Here is a 17,079-nt window from a genome sequence, read left to right on the forward strand (position 1 = left end):
ACTCAGCCGAGCCAGTATTCCGGCGAAGGGACCAGCGCATCGAGCTCCGCCCAGAGCGCATCCGGGATCGGCAGGCCGGCGTACTCGATGGTCTGGGCGACCCGCTCCGGGGACGAGACCCCCACCACGGTCGCATCGACGAACGACGCGCGCAGCGAGAATTGCAGGGCGGCGGCCGCGAGCGGGACGCCGTGACTCGCGCACACGTCTGCCATCGCCCTGGCCGCCTCCGCGACGTGGTCGTCGCGCTCACCGTAGCCGTACTTCGCCTGCACGTCCGGACCCTTCGCGAGCATCCCTCCCCCGTACGGCGCCGCGTTGACGACGCCGATGCCGCGCTCCCGCGCAGCGACGAACATGGCCTCCGCCGAGCGGTCGAGCAGGGTGTACCTGTTGTGGCTCAGCACCACCTCGAAGGCGCCGGTGGCGAGATACCGCTCCAGCAGACCGACGGGGCCGCCCGCGACGCCGATGTGGTCGACGCGGCCCTCCTCCCTCAGCCGCACCAGGGCTTCGACGGGACCGCCAGGCGCGACGCCGTCCTCGAACGGGATGCGCTCCGGATCGTGCAGGTAGAGCAGCGGCACCCTGTCGAGGCCGAGCCGCTGCAGGCTCTCCTCGTATGAGGCGAGCACCCGGTCACCGGAGAAATCTCCGGTGACCGGGTCGGGGTCGACCTTCGTGGCGAGGACAAAGTCTCCAGGAAGGCCGACGTGTGCGGCGAGCGCGAGGCCGATGCGCTTCTCGGCCTCTCCGTGCTCGCCATAGCCGTTGGATGTGTCGATGAACCGGATGTCGCTGTCGAGCACGGCGTCGATGGTGGCGACGGCCCGCTCGTCGCTCACGTCGTAGCCGTACAGCTGCGGCATGCTCGCGAGCGGGCTCGTCCCCATGCACAGCGCGGTGACCTCGAGCCCTGTCGAGCCGAGTGGATGCACGGGCAGACTCACCGGGCGGCCTCCGCGAGCGCTGGTGCACGGTCGGCGAACGCACCCCTGGCCGCGTGGTACGCATCCACCACCCTGTCGAGCACGGCCTCCGTCTCCGCATCCCCGCCCGTCGACGCCGGATGCGCTGCGCGCCAGTCGAGCATCCGGCGCACGGCCCGCTCGAACGTCAGGTGCGGAGCGAAGCCGGGGACGAAGCGACGGATCTTGGTGGTGTCGAACACGGCGGAGTGCCCGAGGTCGCCGACGAACTCGCCGGACCAGAACCACTCGGGAGCAACGACGGGGAACAGCTCGCTCGCCACGTGCACCAGGCGGGGCTCGACGCCGAGCGCTGTCGCGAAGAGCGTGTAGATCTGGTCCCAGGTGAGCACGTCGTCCCCGGTGATGTGGAACGTCTCGCCGATCGCCCTGTCGCTGCCGAGCAGCCCGACGAGTCCCTGCGCGAAGTCCTCCGCGTGCGTGAGCGTCCACAGCGATGTGCCGTCGCCGTGCACCGGGATCTCCGCCCCGCGCGCGATGCGGTCGATCACGGTCCAGCCGCCCGGCAGCGGCGGGTTGGCGTCGTCGTACGTGTGGGACGGGCGGATCACCGTGACGGGGAAGCCGTGCTCGCGGTGCGCAGCGGCGAGCGCCAGTTCCGCCCGCCACTTGGCGGTCGCGTACGGCAGCGGCGGGTTCGGTCCGGTGGGCGTCGACTCGGTGATGGGCGTCACGAGCACCGGCTTGGCGTAGATCGATGCCGAGCTGATGTGCACGTACTGCCGCGTGCGCCCGGAGAACAGAGCGACCATCCTGGCCACGTCGTCCTCGGTGAAGGAGAGGAAGTTGACGACGGCGTCGAAGCTGCGGTCGCCGATGGCCGCGTGGACGGAGGCGTCGTCCGCGATGTCTCCTGTCAGCCGCTCCACACCGTCCGGCAGCGTCCGCCCCGCCGCGTTCGCCCCGCGAGTGAGCACGGTGACGGCCATGCCGCTCTCCGCCGCCAGCCGCACGCTGGATGCGCTGATCGTTCCCGTGCCGCCGATGAACAGCACCGTGATGGGCGCGCTGTCGTAGCGCAACGCCTGCGCGCTCATTTGCCCGCGAACCAGTCTTCGAAGCCGTTCTCGACGAGCGAGATGAGCACGTCCTCCTGGCGGATGCCGAGCGGGGCGAGCTTGGCGACGACGGCCTCGAAGAACCGGCGCTTCACCGCAACGGGGTACATGTGCACGGCGGTCACCTGGATCAGCAGGAGGCTCTGCCTGTCCACGCCGTTGTAGCCGGCGTCGAACTTCAGCTCGCCGTCGCCGTGCGGCCGGAAGACCTGGAAGCGGTCGTCGGCCGGGATGCCGAGCGCCTCGATCTGCGCCTCGTGGATCGCGTCGCCGATGGCGGCGTGCGCCGTGTCGAAGATGGTGCGGTCGAGGTCGACCTGGATCAGTGGCATTTCACTCCTAGGGTTTGGTTCACTTGATGGCACCGGCCGAGAGGCCGCGCTCGAACATGCCTTGCAGGCACAGGTAGGCCACGATCTCCGGGATGGCCGTGAGCACGGCGGAGGCCAGGATCTTGGTCTGGTCGTTGCTGAACTCGCCGACGAAGAACTGCGGCACGAGGGTGATGGTCTGCATCTCCTGCGACTGCAGGAAGACCAGCGGCATCAGGTAGTCGTTCCATGCTCCGATCAGCGTGAAGATCAGCACGGCCGCCGCGATAGGCCTGGTCAGCGGGATGATCAGGTGCAGGAATCCGCGCATCGATGTCGCACCGTCCACCCTGGCCGCCTCGAACATCTCGTCCGGGAGCCCGTTGATGAAGTTGCGTGTCAGCAGCACGGCGAACGGCACCTGCAGCGCTGCGAGGGGCAGGATCACCGCCCAGTAGGTGTTCGACAGCCCGATGGCCTGGGTCGTCGTGAACAGCGGGGTGAGGAGCACGACCTCCGGCAGGGTGAGGCAGGCGAGTAGCATCCAGAAGTAGACCTCGCGGAACCGGATGTGCAGCTTGGCGAACCCGTACGCGGCGAGCATCGTCACGGCGTAGACGAGCACGATGACGCCGGCCGAGATGATCGCGCTGTTCAGGAAGAACCGGAAGAATCCAGGCACCTGCAGCACATCGCGGTAGTTGCCCCACCCGTCTCCGGCGAAGGAGCCCTGCACCATCGCGATGAGCGGGAAGAGGTACGGCAGGACGAGGGCGGTCGCCAGCAGTTGCAGCAGGCCCTTGCTCCACCAGCGGCGAACCTCGAACATCAGCGTCCTCCGGTCTTCTCGCGCCCCGCGACCTGCAGGACGATCGCCATGACGAGGGCGATCACCAGCAGGACGATCGAGAGCGCTGCTCCGTAGCCGACGTGCGCCAGCTGGATGGTCATCTGGTAGATGTACGTGCCGAGGAACTGGGTCGAGTTGTTCGGCCCGGCGACGGTGACCAGCCAGGGCACGTCGAAGGTCTTCAGCGCTCCGATGGCGCTGAGGATGCCGAGCGCCAGCGTCGTTCCGCGCAGGCTGGGCCAGATGATCGCCGTCAGGGTGCGGATGTTGCCTGCACCGTCGATGCGCGCGGCCTCGAGCAGCGACGGGTCGATCTGGCTCATCGCCGCGTAGTAGAGCACGAAGGTCAGCCCGGTCCACTGCCAGATGGTGATCGCCATGATCACCGGGAGCGCCGTCGAGTCCTGGCCGATCCAGGGCTGCGCGAGGAAACCGAGCCCGATGTGGCTGAGCACCCAGTTGAGCTGTCCGTCCGCGGCGAAGATCTGCCGGAAGACCGGCGCCATGATGGCCGGCGCCAGCACGACCGGCACGAAGATGATCACCTTGTAGACCACCGCCAGCCGGATGCGCGAGTGCATGATGACGGCGAAGAGCACGCCGATCGCCGTCTGCACCACGAAGGTGACGACGAAGAACGAGACGGTGTGCCAGATGGCTTTCCAGAACACCGGGTCGTTGACGAGGTTCGTGTAGTTCTTCAGCCCGATGGACTGCGGGTCGGGGCTCGCGCCGTCCCAGTTGAGGGTGGAGAGGAACCCGGTGTATCCGATGCAGTAGTAGATGAGCCCGGCGCTCAGCACCAAGGCCGGGAGGATCCACGGCAGTCCCGGCGCCTGGATGCGCCCGCGGTGGCGGCGCGGCCGGCTCGGTGAGCCGACCGCGCTGTCCACCCGTTGGGTGGTGACCGTCATCCGTTCGCTGCCTTCGCGGCGTCCGCTGCCTGTTGCAGGGTCTTCGCAGCAGCCTGCGGGGTGGCGCTTCCGCTGCCGACCGATTGCGCCGCCGCGAGGAAGGCGTTCTCGATGTCGGCGTTCAGCAGGGCGAACCGCGGCTCGTTGATCGACGCCATGCTCTTGAGGTAGTCGTTGACCGGCCCGGACTGGGTGGCGTCGTTCACGAACTTGATGGTGGTGAAGTCCGGTGCGATACCGTTCAGCACGGGCGTGGTGTCGAGACGGTCGGCGACGACCTGCTGGCCCTCCTTGCTCGTCGCCATCCACTGCACGAACGTCTCCGCGGCCGCGCTGTGCTTCGACTTCGCCGCGACGGCCAGGCCGTAGTCCGCGTCACCGAACATCTCGCTCGTGTTCCCCTTGCCCGCCACATCCGGGAACTGCAGCGGCAGGATGGCGAACGGCTTCGCACCGGCGACACCCGCCGCCGAGATTGCCTGGGTCATCGCATCCTGAGTCGCGTACTGGGTGTACCAGCTGCCCATCATCACCATCGCGTACTTGCCGGTGAGGAAGGCGTTGTTGATGTCGGGGTACTGCTGAGCGCCCAGCGCGCCCTTCTGCATGATGCCGCTGTCGAACAGGTCCTTCCAGATCTTCAGCGTCTGCACGATCTGGGGGGAGTCCCACTTGGCGTCGCCCTTGGATGCCTTGGTCCAGTACCCGGGCTCGACCGAGTTCGAGATGGCCTGCAGGGTGTCCTGGTCGAAGCCCTCCTGGGATGCGCCCTGGGCGAAGCAGCCCTGGCCGGCGGCCTCGAGCGTCTGGCAGACCTTCTTCCACTCGTCGAGGGTCTTCGGCGGCTGCAGGTTGTTCGCGGCGAACACCTCGGCGTTGTACCAGAGCGACCCGGCGTACGACGAGCCGATCGGCAGAGCGGTGAGCTTGCCCTTGGCGGTGAGGCCGTCGACCGCGATCTTGGCGATCTTGGACTTCCAATCGCTGCCGAGCGCCTTCTCGGCGACGGGGGTGAGGTCTTTGGCGTATGTGCCGAACTGCTGCACGTATGCTCCCGGCTGCAGGTCGAAGACATCCGGCCCGCTGTTGGAGGAGAGCGCAGGCCGCATCGCGGCCTGGTAGTCGGAAATGCCGATCAGCTTGAAGTTGACCTTGATGTCCGGGTACTTCTTGTTGAACGCGGCGATGAAGTCCTTCGCCTCGTCGGTGTTCGTCGGGGTCCAGCCCCACCAGTTGATCGTCCCGCTGGTCGCGGAGCCTGCTTCGCCTTGGCTCGACCCCGAGCAGGCGGCGAGTCCGAGGCTCGCCAGCCCTGCAACGGTCAGGGCGGCGATCGACCGAAGCGCTGTCTTCGATGTGAATCTGAATCGCATGTCAGTCCTCTTGCGTCGCGGACACAGCAGCGTGTCCGGGTGAGCGCCGGGCCAGGGGACCCGGCGGGGATCGAAGGTCGCCGAGGTCGGGGAGACCTCGTCGTCTTTCGCGAGACGCGTCCTGCGGGGCGCGCCCTACCACTGGGGATGAATGTAATGACGAGGGTAAACGGAAGTCAAGTTTTACGTCGATCTTGGAAACGTTTCGCGATCAGGGCGCGCGAAAGCGCGCCTCACCCGGGGTGGGTCAGACGCGCGGGGGCGCAGTGCTCTCGCGCACGACCAGGGAGGTCGCCAGCTCGATCCTGCTGAACGCGAGCTCCGGCTCGTCACGCAGCCTGGTCACCAGGTGCGTCGCCTGCTCGGCCATCTCGGCGAGCGGGACGCGCACCGTGGTGAGCGGCGGGCCGGCCCACTGCGCGATGGAGAGGTCGTCGTAACCGACGACGGAGAGGTCGTCCGGCACCCGGAGACCGAGAGTGCGCGCCGCCTCGTAGACGCCGAGCGCCTGCAGGTCGCTCGACGCGAAGATCGCGGTGGGCGGCTCGGAGGACGACAGCAGATCGCGCGCTTCCGTGAGGCCGTCGTCCCGGTGGAACTTGCCGGGCCGGATGTACTCCCGCCTGACCGGGATGCCGGCCGCATCCAGTGCTGCACGATAGCCGGAGAGCCGGGCGGTCGACGCCATCATGCTGTCGGGACCCGTGACGATGGCGATGCGCTCGTGCCCCAGCCCGATCAGGTGCTGGGTGGCGAGGAACGCACCGTTCCAGTCGGCGGAGCCGATCGAGGGTGCGTCCGTCGCCGGGGCGCCGTACGGATCGATCATGACGATCGGGATGGCGCGACTGCGCAGCCGCGCCTTGTCCTTCTCCGGCAAGAGCGCCGCGACCAGGATGATGCCGAGCGGCTGCCTGCGCAGCACGCCGTCGACCCAGTCCGGCCCGGGGAGGTGCGACTCCTCCGAGCCGGTGACGACCATCCCGATGCCGTGCTCGCGGGCGACACGCTCGATGCCGACGATGGCGGCGCCACCGAACGGGCTGTCGATCTCGAAGCAGAGGACCTCGATCAGGGGCGCCGTGCTCTGGGCGCTCAGCCGTCGGTTGTAGTTGCGCTCGTCGAGCAGCGCCTCGATGCGGCCCCTGGTGTCGTCCGAGACGCCGGTCCGGCCGTTGAGCACCTTCGAGACGGTGGCCACGGACACCTTCGCGAGCGCCGCGACCTCCGAGAGGGTTGCCCGCGTCGGCGGCGCTTCACCGGTGGCGTCGTTTCCCATGAGCCTCATCGTATCCGCGGCCGCTGCCGCGCCGCGTCCGCCGCCCTGAGCGGTTGACGACGTGCGCGCGACCTCCTAGTGTGGCGGTTCAGATAGTTTTCTCTCTGATCTGGAAACATTACATCGCAAAGGGCATCAATGACGATCACCGACGCTCGGTTCGCCCGCTACCCGTCCCTGGCGGGCCGCACCGCGTTCGTCAGCGGAGGAGCGACGGGACTCGGCGCCGAATTCGTCTCCCAGCTCGCCGCACAGGGCGCCAGGGTCGCGTTCATCGACATCGACGAGGCTGCGGCGGCGGAGCTCGCCGCGACCATCGCAGAGCGCGGAGACCCGGAGCCGTACTTTCAGCGCGTCGATGTGCGGGACGTGCCGGCTCTGCAGCGGGCGGTCGACGCCGCATCCACTCGGGTGGGGCCGCCGACCGTGCTCGTCAACAACGCCGCCAACGACACCAGGCGCGCGGTCGCCGACATCGACCTCGACGGGTGGGACGACGGGATCGCCGTGAACGTGCGCCACCACTTCTTCGCCGCGCAGGCCGTCTGGCCGCTGATGAAGGCCGCGGGCGGCGGCTCGATCATCAACCTCGGCTCGATCAGCGCGCACATCGACCTGGTCGACCTTCCCGTCTACATCACGGCGAAGGCGGGCATCGAGGGGCTGACCCGCACGCTGGCCAGGGAGCTGGGGCCGGACGGCATCCGGGTGAACTGCATCATCCCCGGCTGGATCATGACACCCAGACAACTGGAGAGCTGGGTCGGCGAGGCCGAGCACGAGAAGATCCTCGCCGCTCAGTGCGTGCCGGAGCTCCTGTATCCCGCCGATATCGCCAGACTGATGCTGTGGCTGGCGGCCGACGACTCCCGGCTGGCCACCGGGCAGACGTGGGTCATGGACGGAGGCTGGCAGTGAGGGCTGAACAGGTCACGGCGCCGGTCACCTGGCACGGAGAGGGGCCGTCGTGGGACCGGGTGGGTCAGCGACTGCTCGTGGTCGACATGCTCGCCGGCGCTGTCGTCGACCTCGCGTCGTTCGAGCGCCCGCGGCGCTACGACGTCGGCAGCCCTGTCGCCGCGGTGATCCGGCGCAGGGCCTCCGGCGGTTTCATCGTGGCGACAGAGCACGGCTTCTCGCTGTTCGATGAGGAGTTCTCCCTCGACCGGCGCCTGCCCGACGTGCTGACCGACCCCGGCATCCGGCTCAACGAGGGAGGCTGCGATCCGTTCGGCCGGTTCTTCTGCGGCTCGATGGCCTACGACGCCACGCCCGGCGCCGCCGCGATCTACCGGCTCGAACCGGACACCACCACCTCCGTTGCCCTGACCGGCGCCACCATCTCGAACGGCCTGCAGTGGAGCGCCGACGGGTCGGTCGCCTACTACGTCGACACGGACACCAGGCGGGTGGATGTGTTCGACTACGACGGCACCGACGGCTCGTTCCACGATCGCCGCCCGCTCGTGACGATCGGCGACGACGTCGCCGGATCGCCGGACGGCATGACCATCGACGCGGACGGCGGACTCTGGGTGGCCTTCTGGGGAGGAGGCGCCGTGCGACGCTACGACCAGACGGGAGCTCTGACGGCAGTGCTCGACGTGCCAGGCGTCACGAACACCAGCGCCGCCGCCTTCGGTGGGCACGACCTGGACACCCTCTACATCACGTCGTCCAGGCAGCACCTTCCGGACGACGCCGAGCCGCAGGCGGGGGCCGTGTTCGCCGCGCAGCCGGGGGTGCGCGGCGTCGCACTCCCCGACTACGCCGGCTGAATCAGGGCAGCTGGATCGTGCCGTCCACCAGGCGCGGGATGCCCAGCGGGTTCGCCTCCTTCAGGGCGGGCGGCAGCGCAGCATCCGGAGTGTCCTGGTAGGCGACCGGCCGCAGGAACCGCCCGATGGATGCGGTGCCCACCGAGGTGAAGTGCGGCGCCGTCGTCGCCGGGTACGGCCCGCCGTGCTGCTGCGCGTACGTCACGGACACGCCGGTCGGCCAGCCGTTCCAGAGCACGCGGCCCGCCTTCGCGGCGAGCAGCTCGATCAGGTCGCCGACGCTGTCGTCGTCCTCGCCGTGCACCGTCGCGGTGAGCTGGCCGTTCAGGCTGCGAGCCGCGGCGAGCAGCTCGTCGTCCGAGCCGTAGCGGACGAGCAGGGCGGCAGGCCCGAAGTGCTCCTCCAGCAGCTCCTCCGGATGCGCGAGGAAGGTCGCGACGTCTGTGCCGTACACCGTCGGCGTCGGCTGGTCTCCGCGCTCGGCCGACCCGGCGAGGAGGTCGACGCCGTCGCGACCGGCGAGCGGGTCGAGGCTGCCGTAGAAGCCGTCGCGGATCGTGTCGGAGAGCATCGGGCCTCCGTTGCTCGCGCGCACCGCATCCACCACCAGTTGCTGGAGCGCAGACGACTCCGGCACGAACAGGACGCCCGGCTTCGTGCAGAACTGGCCGACGCCGAGCGTCATCGACGCCGCGAAGCCGTCGGCGATCCGCTCCGCCCGGGCCGCAGCGGCCGCCCGCGTCACGAAGACGGGGTTGACGCTGCCGAGCTCGCCGTAGAACGGGATCGGCTCCGGCCGGGATGCTGCCAGGTCGAACAGCGCGCGCCCGCCGGACAGCGACCCGGTGAAGGTCGCGACCGCGAGCCGCGGGTCGAGGACGAGTGTGCGCCCCTCCTCTCTGCCCTCGACGATCGCGAACGTGCCGCCGGGTGCCCCCGCCTCGTCCAGTGCAGCCAGAATGTGCCCCGCGACCGCCCGGCTGAGCTCCGGATGCGCGGGGTGCGCCTTCAGGACCACCGGCGCTCCCGCCGCGATGGCCGCCGCGGTGTCTCCACCGGCAACGGAGAAGGCGAATGGGAAGTTGCTCGCCGCGTAGACGGCAGCCGGCCCGATCGGGCGGAGCACCCTGCGCAGGTCGGGGCGGGCGCCCATCGGCCAGTCCGGATCGGCGTGGTCGATGGTCGCGTCGAGGTAGCGGCCGTCCTCGACCGTCTGCGCGAACAGGCGCAGCTGGAAGGTGGTGCGCACCAGTTCGCCGGTGAGGCGCTGCGTGGTCAGGTGGCTCTCGCGCGCGGCGAGGTCGACCAGGGCGTCCGCGTCGGCATCCAGCCGGTCGGCGATGGCGCGCAGCCAGGCGGCGCGCGCGGCGGGGGTCGAGAGGGCCAGCTGCGGGGCGGCGGCTGCCGCGTCCGTCATGGCGGTCTCGACGTCCACGGTGATCGTGTCCGATGCTGTCATCGCGTTCCCTCCTTCTGGGTGCCGACGAGCGATACCCCGTTGACCAGGCGCCCGACCCCGGCGATGTCGACGGCGACCTCGTCGCCGGGCAGCAGCGTGAAGTCCGCATCCGGCACCACGCCGGTGCCGGTCAGCAGGATCACGCCGTCGGGGAAGTCCAGCCCCCGGAACAACCAGTCGGCGAGGTCGTCGAGCGTGCGCGCCATCTGATCGGTCGACGCAGAGCCGCTGAAGACCGTCTCGCCACCCCGGCTGATCTCGAGACCGATCGCGAACGGCGCCGCCACCTCCCAGGCCGGGACGATCTCCGGACCCAGCCCGCAGGCGGCGGTGTACACCTTGGCCTGCGGAAGGTAGAGCAGGTTCTCCCCCTCGATCGACCGGCTCGACGCGTCGTCACCCGGCACGTAGCCGAACAGCCCGCCGTGGGCGTCGAGCACGAGGCCGAGCTCCGGCTCCGGCACGTTCCAGGGCGAATCCGCGCGGACGCCGACGTTCCCTCCTGGCCCGATCACCCGCGCGCCCGTCGCCTTGAAGAACAGTTCGGGGCGCTCGGCGGCGTAGACCTTGTCGTACGGTGTCCCGTCGCTCGCCTCCTCGATGCGGCCGTCCCTGCTGCGCAGGTAGGTCACACCGGCGGCCCAGACCTCCTGCTGCGGATCGACAGGCGCGAGCACCCTGGCGGGCACGATGCCGCCGCCGGATGCGCGCTCGACGGCGCTGCGCGCATCCGGAGCAGGCAGCCGGAGCAGCTCGGTCAGGGTGAGGCCGAGCGGCGAGTACTCCTCACCGCGGCGGACCGCCCAGACGATCTCGCCGCCGGCCTCCACCCTGGCGATGGCCGTGTGCGGCCGGGCTGTGGCGGTGTTCTCGGTGCTCAATGGGACTCCCTCGTGACCACCGAGCCGCTCGACCCGACGAGGAAGTCGAGGTCGGCGCCGGTGTCTGCTCCTTGGACGTGTTCGATGTACAGCTTCTGCCAGCCGCGGTCTGCCGTCGCGAAGCCGTCGACCTCGCGCTGGGCAGCGGTCCTGCCCGCCAGCTCCGCCCCGTCGACCAGGAGTTCCAGTCGCCGGTTCGGCACGTCGAGCGAGATCAGGTCGCCGTCCTGCACGAGCGAGAGCGGTCCGCCGGCGGCCGCCTCGGGGGCGACGTGCAGCACGACGGTGCCGTATGCCGTTCCGGACATACGTCCGTCGCTGATCCTCACCATGTCGCGAACGCCCTGCTTCAGCAGCTTCTGCGGGATGGGCATGTTGCCCACCTCCGGCATTCCGGGGTATCCCTTCGGCCCGCAGCCGCGGAGGACGAGCACGGAGTCCGCGTCGACGTCGAGGTCCGGGTCGTCCAGGCGCGCGTGGGCGTCTTCGATGGAGTCGAAGACGACGGCCCGCCCGGTGTGCACCAGCAGCTCGGGGGTCGCGGCGGCCGGCTTGATGATCGCGCCGCGCGGGGCGAGATTGCCGTGCAGGACCGCGATACCCGCGTCGTCCTGCAGCGGGTCGTCGCGGAGCGTGATCACGCCGCTGTCCCACACCTGGTTGCCGCCGAGGTAGTCGGTGAGCGGACGCCCGGTGACGGTCTGCGCCGCCGGGTCGAGCAGATCGGTGAGCTGGTCGAGCACCGCGAGGAAGCCGCCTGCGCGGAACAGATCCTCCATCAGGTATGCGCCCGCCGGCTGCAGGTTGACGAGCAGCGGCACCTGGCCGCCGATCCTGTCGAAGTCCTCCAGGGTGAGGTCGATGCCCAGCCGCCCGGCGATCGCCAGCAGGTGCACGACGGCGTTGGTGGATCCGCCGATCCCGGCGAGCGCGACGATCGCGTTGTGGAAGGACTCCTTCGTGATGACCTGCGAGATGCGGCGGTCCTCCAGCGCGAGCTCGACCGCGAGCCTGCCGGACGCGTGGGCGGCTTCGAGCAGGCGGCTGTCCGCGGCAGGCGTGCCCGCGACACCGGGGATCGTCATGCCGAGGGCTTCGGCCATCAACCCCATCGTGGATGCGGTGCCCATCGTGTTGCAGTGCCCCTTGCTGCGGATCATCTTCTTGTCCGTCGCCTCGAACTCCGCCTCGCTGAGCGTGCCGGCCCTGACCTCCTCCGAGAGCTGCCAGACACCGGTGCCGCAGCCCATCCGCTCCCCGCGGAAGTAGCCGTTCAGCATCGGGCCGCCCGGCAGCACGACGGCGGGGATGTCGACGGACGCCGCTCCCATCAGCAGGGCGGGGATCGTCTTGTCGCAGCCGCCGAGCAGCACGGCGGCGTCGATCGGATTGGCGCGCAGCATCTCCTCGGTGGCCATCGCGGCCAGGTTGCGCCAGAGCATCGCCGTCGGCTTGACCAGGGTCTCCCCCAGCGACACCATCGGCACGTTAACCGGGACGCCGCCCGCCTCCCACACTCCCTGCTTGACGTATTCGGCCACCTCGTTGAGGTGCATGTTGCACGGCGTCAGGTCGCTCGCCGTGTTCGCGATGGCGATCTGCGGCCTCCCGTCGAACGCGTGATCCGGCACGCCTCTGCGCATCCACGCCCGGTGGATGTACGGGTCGCGGCCGTCGCCGCCGTACCAGCCCTGTGATCGGACCATCGAGTGAATCTCCTTCGATTGATGTGCCCTACGGCACGAGTATGCCCCGCCCGACAGCACCGGCGGTGAGCCGCCGGTACGCCTCGGCGAAGTCGGTGATGGGGAGGCGGTCGCCGATCAGCCTGTCGATCGGCAGCTTCCCCGCGAGATAGAGGGCGAAGATCCTCGGCAGGTCGAGCTGCGGGTTGCTCGACCCGTAGAGCGAGCCGACGACGCGCTTCTGCCGCTGCACGAGCTGGTTGAGCGGCACCTGGAATCCGGCGCCCGCCGCTCCCAGGCCGACGGCGACCAGGGTGCCGCCCGGCGCGACGCACTCCACGGCCTGCTCCAGGGTCTGCGCTCGGCCGACGGCCTCGATCGCCCACGGCACGCCCGCGCCTCCGGTGATCTCGAGCACGCGAGCGACCACATCCTCGTCGCGACCGTTGATGGTGTGCGTCGCGCCGAGGTCGCGGGCGAGTGCGAGTTTGGCATCGTCGACGTCGATGACGATCAGTGGATGCGCGCCGACGAGGGCAGCGCCCATCACGCTGGACAGCCCCACCCCTCCGGCGCCGAGCACGAGCAGCGGCCGCCCTGCCGCCTCCCGCACCTCGTGGAACACCGCCCCGACACCGGTGATCACCGCGCAGGCCGAGATCGCCGCTACCTCGGGCGGCACCCCATCCGGCACGGGAACGGCCGCGTTCTCGTTGACCACGACACGGTCGGCGAAGCAGGAGACCCCCATCAGGTGGTGCAGCGTTCCGCCGTCCGGCAGCGACAGCCTGCTCGTGCCGTCCGGCAGCCCGCCCGACCCGGCCTGAACGGGGCCACGCTCGCAGAGCACCGGATTTCCGGAGATGCACGCCGCGCAGGTGCCGCAGCGCGGACGCCACAGCAGGGCCACCCTGTCGCCGACGGCGAACCTGCCGGACGAGCCTGCACCGACCTCCTCGACGATGCCCGCCCCTTCGTGCCCGAGCACGAGGGGCAGCGGCGCCGTGAGGTCGCCGGTCATGTAGTGGTAGTCGCTGTGGCAGACACCGGCGGCCTCGATGCGGACCAGCAGCTCCCCGGCACGCGGCGCCGACAGCTCCACCTCTTCGAGCAGCGGATCGGCGTCCGGAGACCGGAGCACGATGGCGCGCACGGCGTCAGGCCTGACCGGCGGAGGCTGTGGGGACGGTCGGCTGGTCCTGACCGCCCACCAGCTGATCCAGCAGGCTCTCGCGCACAACGCACTGCTCGAACGAGAACGAGTCGGCGAGCGCATCCAGTTCGTCGTCGGTCAGGCCGCGGAACAGCTCGGCGTACTCGTCGGCGAGCGGCTGGGCGAAGAGGATGTTGTTGAGCACGGTCGCGACGGTGTCGAACCGGCCCCACGGGTACGGCGTCCAGGCCGGGAATTCGCGCGCGGCGAGGTCCTGCACGGCCTGGCTGACCTCGCGGACGCCGTCGCCGCCGAGTCGGTCGCTGCCCCACTGGTCGGCGGCGAGGCGGTTCTTCTTGGCGACGAAGGCGTCGAAGCGGCGGCGGTACGGCGAGTCCTCCGTCACGGCGACGAGACCTTGCCTGCCGAGATCTTTGTACATCCAGCTGGTCCAGCTGACCTCGAACTCACGGTAGAGGTCGAGCTGGTCGGCGAGGAGCTGCCTGCGCATCGCGTCCGTGCGCTCGTCGCCGGTGTAAATGGGAGCGAACTCTCCGACGAAGATCGGCGTGCCCGTCCGCCTGGCGTATTCGGAGCGCTGCAGGAACTTCTGCCTGGCGTAGTCGGCGTCGATGTACGTGCCGTCCGTGTATCCGGGGTAGTCGCCTCCGCGGCCGAGCCCCGCCGCGACGTAGTCGTGCAGCGAGTACACGGTGTTCGGCCACGGTTCCGCGTCGAACATGTCGAACTCCGTGGAGTAGGTGTTCCCGTCGAGGTAGATGGTGTGGTCGGGGTCGATGGCGCGCACGGCCTCGAACAGGCGGCGGTAGAGCGGGCCGACGACGACACGGGACTCGTCCGCCGGTTCGTTCATCAGGTTGTATCCGGCGACCCAGGTGTTGTCATTGTAGTGCTCGGCGATGGCCTTCCAGATGTTCTCAACCCGGTCCTGGAAGTGCGGGTGCTGCCACAGGTGCGGCTCGTGGGTGGAGTTGTCGGAGTGCCAGTGGTGGTTCTGGCTGCCGGGGAGGGCGTGCAGGTCGATGACCGAGTAGATGCCGTGGCGGCCGGATGCCTCGATCGCGCGGTCGAGGTGGTCGAACGCGGTGGGGAGGATCGTGAACGGGTCGGCGTCCGACTCGAAATGGCGGTAGTTGACCGGGATCCGGACGATCGTCATGCCGAGCGAGCCCAGGAACTCCGCGTCGGCCTCTCCGTAGAACGCGCTGAGCAGCCGCTCGAAGAACCGGCCGGCTCGGTCGGCCCCGATCACGCCGGCGACCTTGTCGCGCATCAGCGACTCGTTGGCCGCATAGCCGGTGATGAAGTTCTCCATGTTCAGCCATCCGCCGATGCAGACGCCCGTGAACCGGATGGGACGCCCCCATCCGTCCAGGAATCCGCTACCGTCGATGGAGACGAAACCGGGTGGACGTCCGGAGCTCTCGTTGCCTGATCCCACTGTTCTGACCTCACTGTTCTGACCACGTCGTCACGAAAAGTTTCGTTAAATTTACGACTTATTTCGTCGCGCTCTCAGGCTAGGGATGCGGCCGGAAGGTGTCAAGCGCGCCGATGCGGAGCGCGGCTATCCTGTGCCGATGAGCCTTGAACTGTGCGTCCTGCTCTGGGCGTCCGACGGCAATGACGACGCCCTCTCCCGCTACGAGGACACGGTCCTCGCACTCGTGCCCGAGCATGGAGGCCGGGTGGTCAGCCGGGTGCGCCGCATCGGAGACGGCGACGCCCCGCTCGAGGTGCAGGTCATCCATCTGCCAAACGACGCAGCACTGCAGGCGTACCTGACCGACCCGAGACGAGTGGCACTGGCCGACGTGCACCGCGAGGTCGTGGCCCGCACGGAGCTGATCCGGGTGGAAACGCTGGTCTAGCCATCGCCGCCCCCATCCGCCCGGACGGAGGATATACTGTCCTCAAGACAGCATTTCGAGAGGCGGCAGCGATGGCAGTGGATGAGGTTCCCGGCACGACCCCCGGGCTGCCCTATCGCTCCGGCCAGCTGGCCGCACTGCTCGAGGTCTTCGCGCTCTGGTCGTCCGGCGCGTTCATCCGGGGTCTCGCCGGCCGGGTCGGCGTCGAGCTGGATACCACGGCGATCGTCGCCATCACCCTGCTGGCCAGGGACGGCGAGCAGCGCGCATCCACCCTCGCCTCCCGGCTGCACGTCGGAGCGTCAGCGATCTCGAAGCTGAGCGCCAGGCTCGGCGCGCACGGGCTCGTCGAGAAGCGCGACGATCCGGAGGACTCCCGCGCGACACTGCTCCGGCTGACGGAGGACGGCACCGCTGCGGCGAACGCCCTGGTCGACGCGGGCGACGCCATGATGGCCGACCTCCTGCAGACCTGGCCGGACCGCGACCGCGACGACTTCCGCCGCCTCCTGCAGCGCTTCAGGGACGAGGCCGTCGCATACGCTGCGGGCGTCTCCGACCCCGCAGCCACCACAGCACGACCGCCTCAGACCGACACACCCGCATCACCCGAGAAAGAAGAGAAATGACCCGCACCTACCTCGTCACCGGAGCCGCGAGCGGCATCGGCAAGGCCACAGCCGAACTCCTGCGCTCCGGCGGACACCGCGTGATCGGCGCCGACCTCGCCGGCACCGACATCTCCGCCGACCTCTCCACCGCGGAGGGACGGGCGACGCTCGTCGAGAAGGCGACAGAGCTCTCCGGCGGAGTGCTCGACGGCGTGCTCGCCGTCGCCGGGCTGAGCGCCGGCATCCCCGTCACCGCAGCCGTCAACTACTACGGCGCCATCGCGACGCTCGACGGGCTGCGCCCGCTGCTCGCCGCCTCCAGCGCTCCCCGCGCCGTGGCCGTGGCGTCGATGGCCTCGCTGCAGAGCCACGACGAAACGCTGGTCGACCTGCTGCTCGACGGCACCGAGGAGGATGCGCTCGCCCGCGCCACCGTGCTCGCCGAGTCCCCGGCCACCGCGCACCAGATCTACTCGTCGAGCAAGCGCGCGCTCGCCCGCTGGCTGCGCCGGAACGCCGCGACACCGGAGTGGGCGGGCGCGAGCATCCCGCTCAACGCCATCGCCCCCGGCGTCGTCCTCACCCCGATGACCGCGGAGCTGGTCGCCACCCCGGAGGGCCGCGCCCGTCTGAACGAGCAGGTGCCGATGCCCCTCAACGGGCCGTTCGGCCCCGAGGTCGCCGCCGAGCTGCTGGTCTGGCTCGCCGGCGAGCAGAACTCGCACCTGTGCGGACAGGTGATCTTCGTCGACGGCGGCTACGAAGTCACCGTGCGCGGCGACAGCACCTGGTGAGCTGATCCGGACGGCCGCGAGCGGAGGGATGTCCGCTCGCGGCCGCTTTTGT

17 protein-coding genes are annotated in these 17,079 nt (G+C 69.6%); 5 read left to right on the plus strand and 12 right to left on the minus strand.

Annotated features, from left to right (window positions below):
• Positions 1-2: 2 nt before the first annotated feature.
• The 7 genes from AC1ROC_RS06705 to AC1ROC_RS06735 all read right to left on the minus strand — a co-directional run bounded on the left by AC1ROC_RS06705 (position 3) and on the right by AC1ROC_RS06735 (position 6,774).
• Positions 3-950 carry an aldo/keto reductase gene (locus tag AC1ROC_RS06705; RefSeq protein ID WP_306293888.1) on the minus strand — a complete coding sequence of 316 codons (948 nt, stop codon included), beginning with the start codon at positions 948-950 and terminating at the stop codon, positions 3-5.
• Positions 947-2,026, minus strand: a complete 1,080-nt coding sequence (locus AC1ROC_RS06710) for an NAD-dependent epimerase/dehydratase family protein (RefSeq protein ID WP_085368914.1) — start codon at positions 2,024-2,026, stop codon at positions 947-949. The genes AC1ROC_RS06705 and AC1ROC_RS06710 overlap by 4 nt, the downstream gene beginning before the upstream one ends.
• Complete coding sequence (locus AC1ROC_RS06715) at positions 2,023-2,379, minus strand: tautomerase family protein (RefSeq protein ID WP_085368915.1); 357 nt, start codon at positions 2,377-2,379, stop codon at positions 2,023-2,025. The genes AC1ROC_RS06710 and AC1ROC_RS06715 overlap by 4 nt, the downstream gene beginning before the upstream one ends.
• Positions 2,380-2,398: 19 nt before the next feature.
• On the minus strand, positions 2,399-3,187 hold the full coding sequence (locus tag AC1ROC_RS06720; protein ID WP_085368916.1) for a carbohydrate ABC transporter permease: 789 nt from the start codon (positions 3,185-3,187) through the stop codon (positions 2,399-2,401).
• A complete protein-coding gene (locus tag AC1ROC_RS06725) occupies positions 3,187-4,122 on the minus strand; it encodes a carbohydrate ABC transporter permease (RefSeq protein ID WP_085368917.1) in 936 nt (311 codons plus the stop codon). Before AC1ROC_RS06725 ends, AC1ROC_RS06720 begins: the two co-directional genes overlap by 1 nt.
• Positions 4,119-5,495, minus strand: a complete 1,377-nt coding sequence (locus AC1ROC_RS06730; RefSeq protein ID WP_085368918.1) for an ABC transporter substrate-binding protein — start codon at positions 5,493-5,495, stop codon at positions 4,119-4,121. The genes AC1ROC_RS06725 and AC1ROC_RS06730 overlap by 4 nt, the downstream gene beginning before the upstream one ends.
• A 247-nt stretch (positions 5,496-5,742) precedes the next feature.
• Entirely contained in the window at positions 5,743-6,774 is a 1,032-nt protein-coding gene (locus AC1ROC_RS06735) for a LacI family DNA-binding transcriptional regulator (RefSeq protein WP_143465696.1), read from the minus strand.
• A gap of 138 nt (positions 6,775-6,912) precedes the next feature.
• Here AC1ROC_RS06735 and AC1ROC_RS06740 point away from each other — a divergent pair, with 138 nt between their 5' ends.
• Positions 6,913-7,692, plus strand: coding sequence for an SDR family NAD(P)-dependent oxidoreductase (locus AC1ROC_RS06740; protein WP_085368920.1), 780 nt, complete (start codon positions 6,913-6,915; stop codon positions 7,690-7,692).
• Positions 7,689-8,552 (plus strand): SMP-30/gluconolactonase/LRE family protein, encoded by an 864-nt coding sequence (locus AC1ROC_RS06745; RefSeq protein WP_218775146.1) that lies wholly within the window; start codon positions 7,689-7,691, stop codon positions 8,550-8,552. The genes AC1ROC_RS06740 and AC1ROC_RS06745 overlap by 4 nt, the downstream gene beginning before the upstream one ends.
• Before the next feature lies 1 nt (position 8,553).
• Here the strand turns inward: AC1ROC_RS06745 and AC1ROC_RS06750 are convergent, their stop codons facing one another.
• The 5 genes from AC1ROC_RS06750 to AC1ROC_RS06770 are packed head-to-tail and all read right to left on the minus strand — an operon-like array spanning position 8,554 to position 15,192.
• Positions 8,554-10,011: an aldehyde dehydrogenase (NADP(+)) gene (locus AC1ROC_RS06750; RefSeq protein WP_085368921.1), complete on the minus strand. Its 1,458-nt coding sequence runs from the start codon at positions 10,009-10,011 to the stop codon at positions 8,554-8,556.
• Positions 10,008-10,892 carry a fumarylacetoacetate hydrolase family protein gene (locus AC1ROC_RS06755; RefSeq protein WP_085368922.1) on the minus strand — a complete coding sequence of 295 codons (885 nt, stop codon included), beginning with the start codon at positions 10,890-10,892 and terminating at the stop codon, positions 10,008-10,010. Before AC1ROC_RS06755 ends, AC1ROC_RS06750 begins: the two co-directional genes overlap by 4 nt.
• Positions 10,889-12,658: an IlvD/Edd family dehydratase gene (locus tag AC1ROC_RS06760; RefSeq protein WP_256921909.1), complete on the minus strand. Its 1,770-nt coding sequence runs from the start codon at positions 12,656-12,658 to the stop codon at positions 10,889-10,891. Before AC1ROC_RS06760 ends, AC1ROC_RS06755 begins: the two co-directional genes overlap by 4 nt.
• The gene (locus AC1ROC_RS06765) at positions 12,627-13,730 is read right to left on the minus strand and encodes a zinc-binding dehydrogenase (protein ID WP_218775147.1); all 1,104 of its coding nucleotides are present in this window, start codon (positions 13,728-13,730) and stop codon (positions 12,627-12,629) included. The genes AC1ROC_RS06760 and AC1ROC_RS06765 overlap by 32 nt, the downstream gene beginning before the upstream one ends.
• Before the next feature lie 4 nt (positions 13,731-13,734).
• Positions 13,735-15,192 carry a glycoside hydrolase family 5 protein gene (locus AC1ROC_RS06770; RefSeq protein ID WP_218775148.1) on the minus strand — a complete coding sequence of 486 codons (1,458 nt, stop codon included), beginning with the start codon at positions 15,190-15,192 and terminating at the stop codon, positions 13,735-13,737.
• 139 nt (positions 15,193-15,331) lie between these two features.
• Here AC1ROC_RS06770 and AC1ROC_RS06775 point away from each other — a divergent pair, with 139 nt between their 5' ends.
• The 3 genes from AC1ROC_RS06775 (at position 15,332) to AC1ROC_RS06785 (ending at position 17,027) form a co-directional block, all read left to right on the plus strand.
• Positions 15,332-15,622 carry a DUF1330 domain-containing protein gene (locus AC1ROC_RS06775; RefSeq protein WP_085368948.1) on the plus strand — a complete coding sequence of 97 codons (291 nt, stop codon included), beginning with the start codon at positions 15,332-15,334 and terminating at the stop codon, positions 15,620-15,622.
• A gap of 71 nt (positions 15,623-15,693) precedes the next feature.
• Positions 15,694-16,251, plus strand: a complete 558-nt coding sequence (locus AC1ROC_RS06780; protein WP_085368924.1) for a MarR family winged helix-turn-helix transcriptional regulator — start codon at positions 15,694-15,696, stop codon at positions 16,249-16,251.
• Positions 16,248-17,027 (plus strand): SDR family oxidoreductase, encoded by a 780-nt coding sequence (locus AC1ROC_RS06785; protein WP_085368925.1) that lies wholly within the window; start codon positions 16,248-16,250, stop codon positions 17,025-17,027. Before AC1ROC_RS06780 ends, AC1ROC_RS06785 begins: the two co-directional genes overlap by 4 nt.
• Positions 17,028-17,079 lie beyond the last annotated feature (52 nt).

The organism is Leifsonia sp. GW821-FHT13C05 (genome assembly GCF_058806515.1).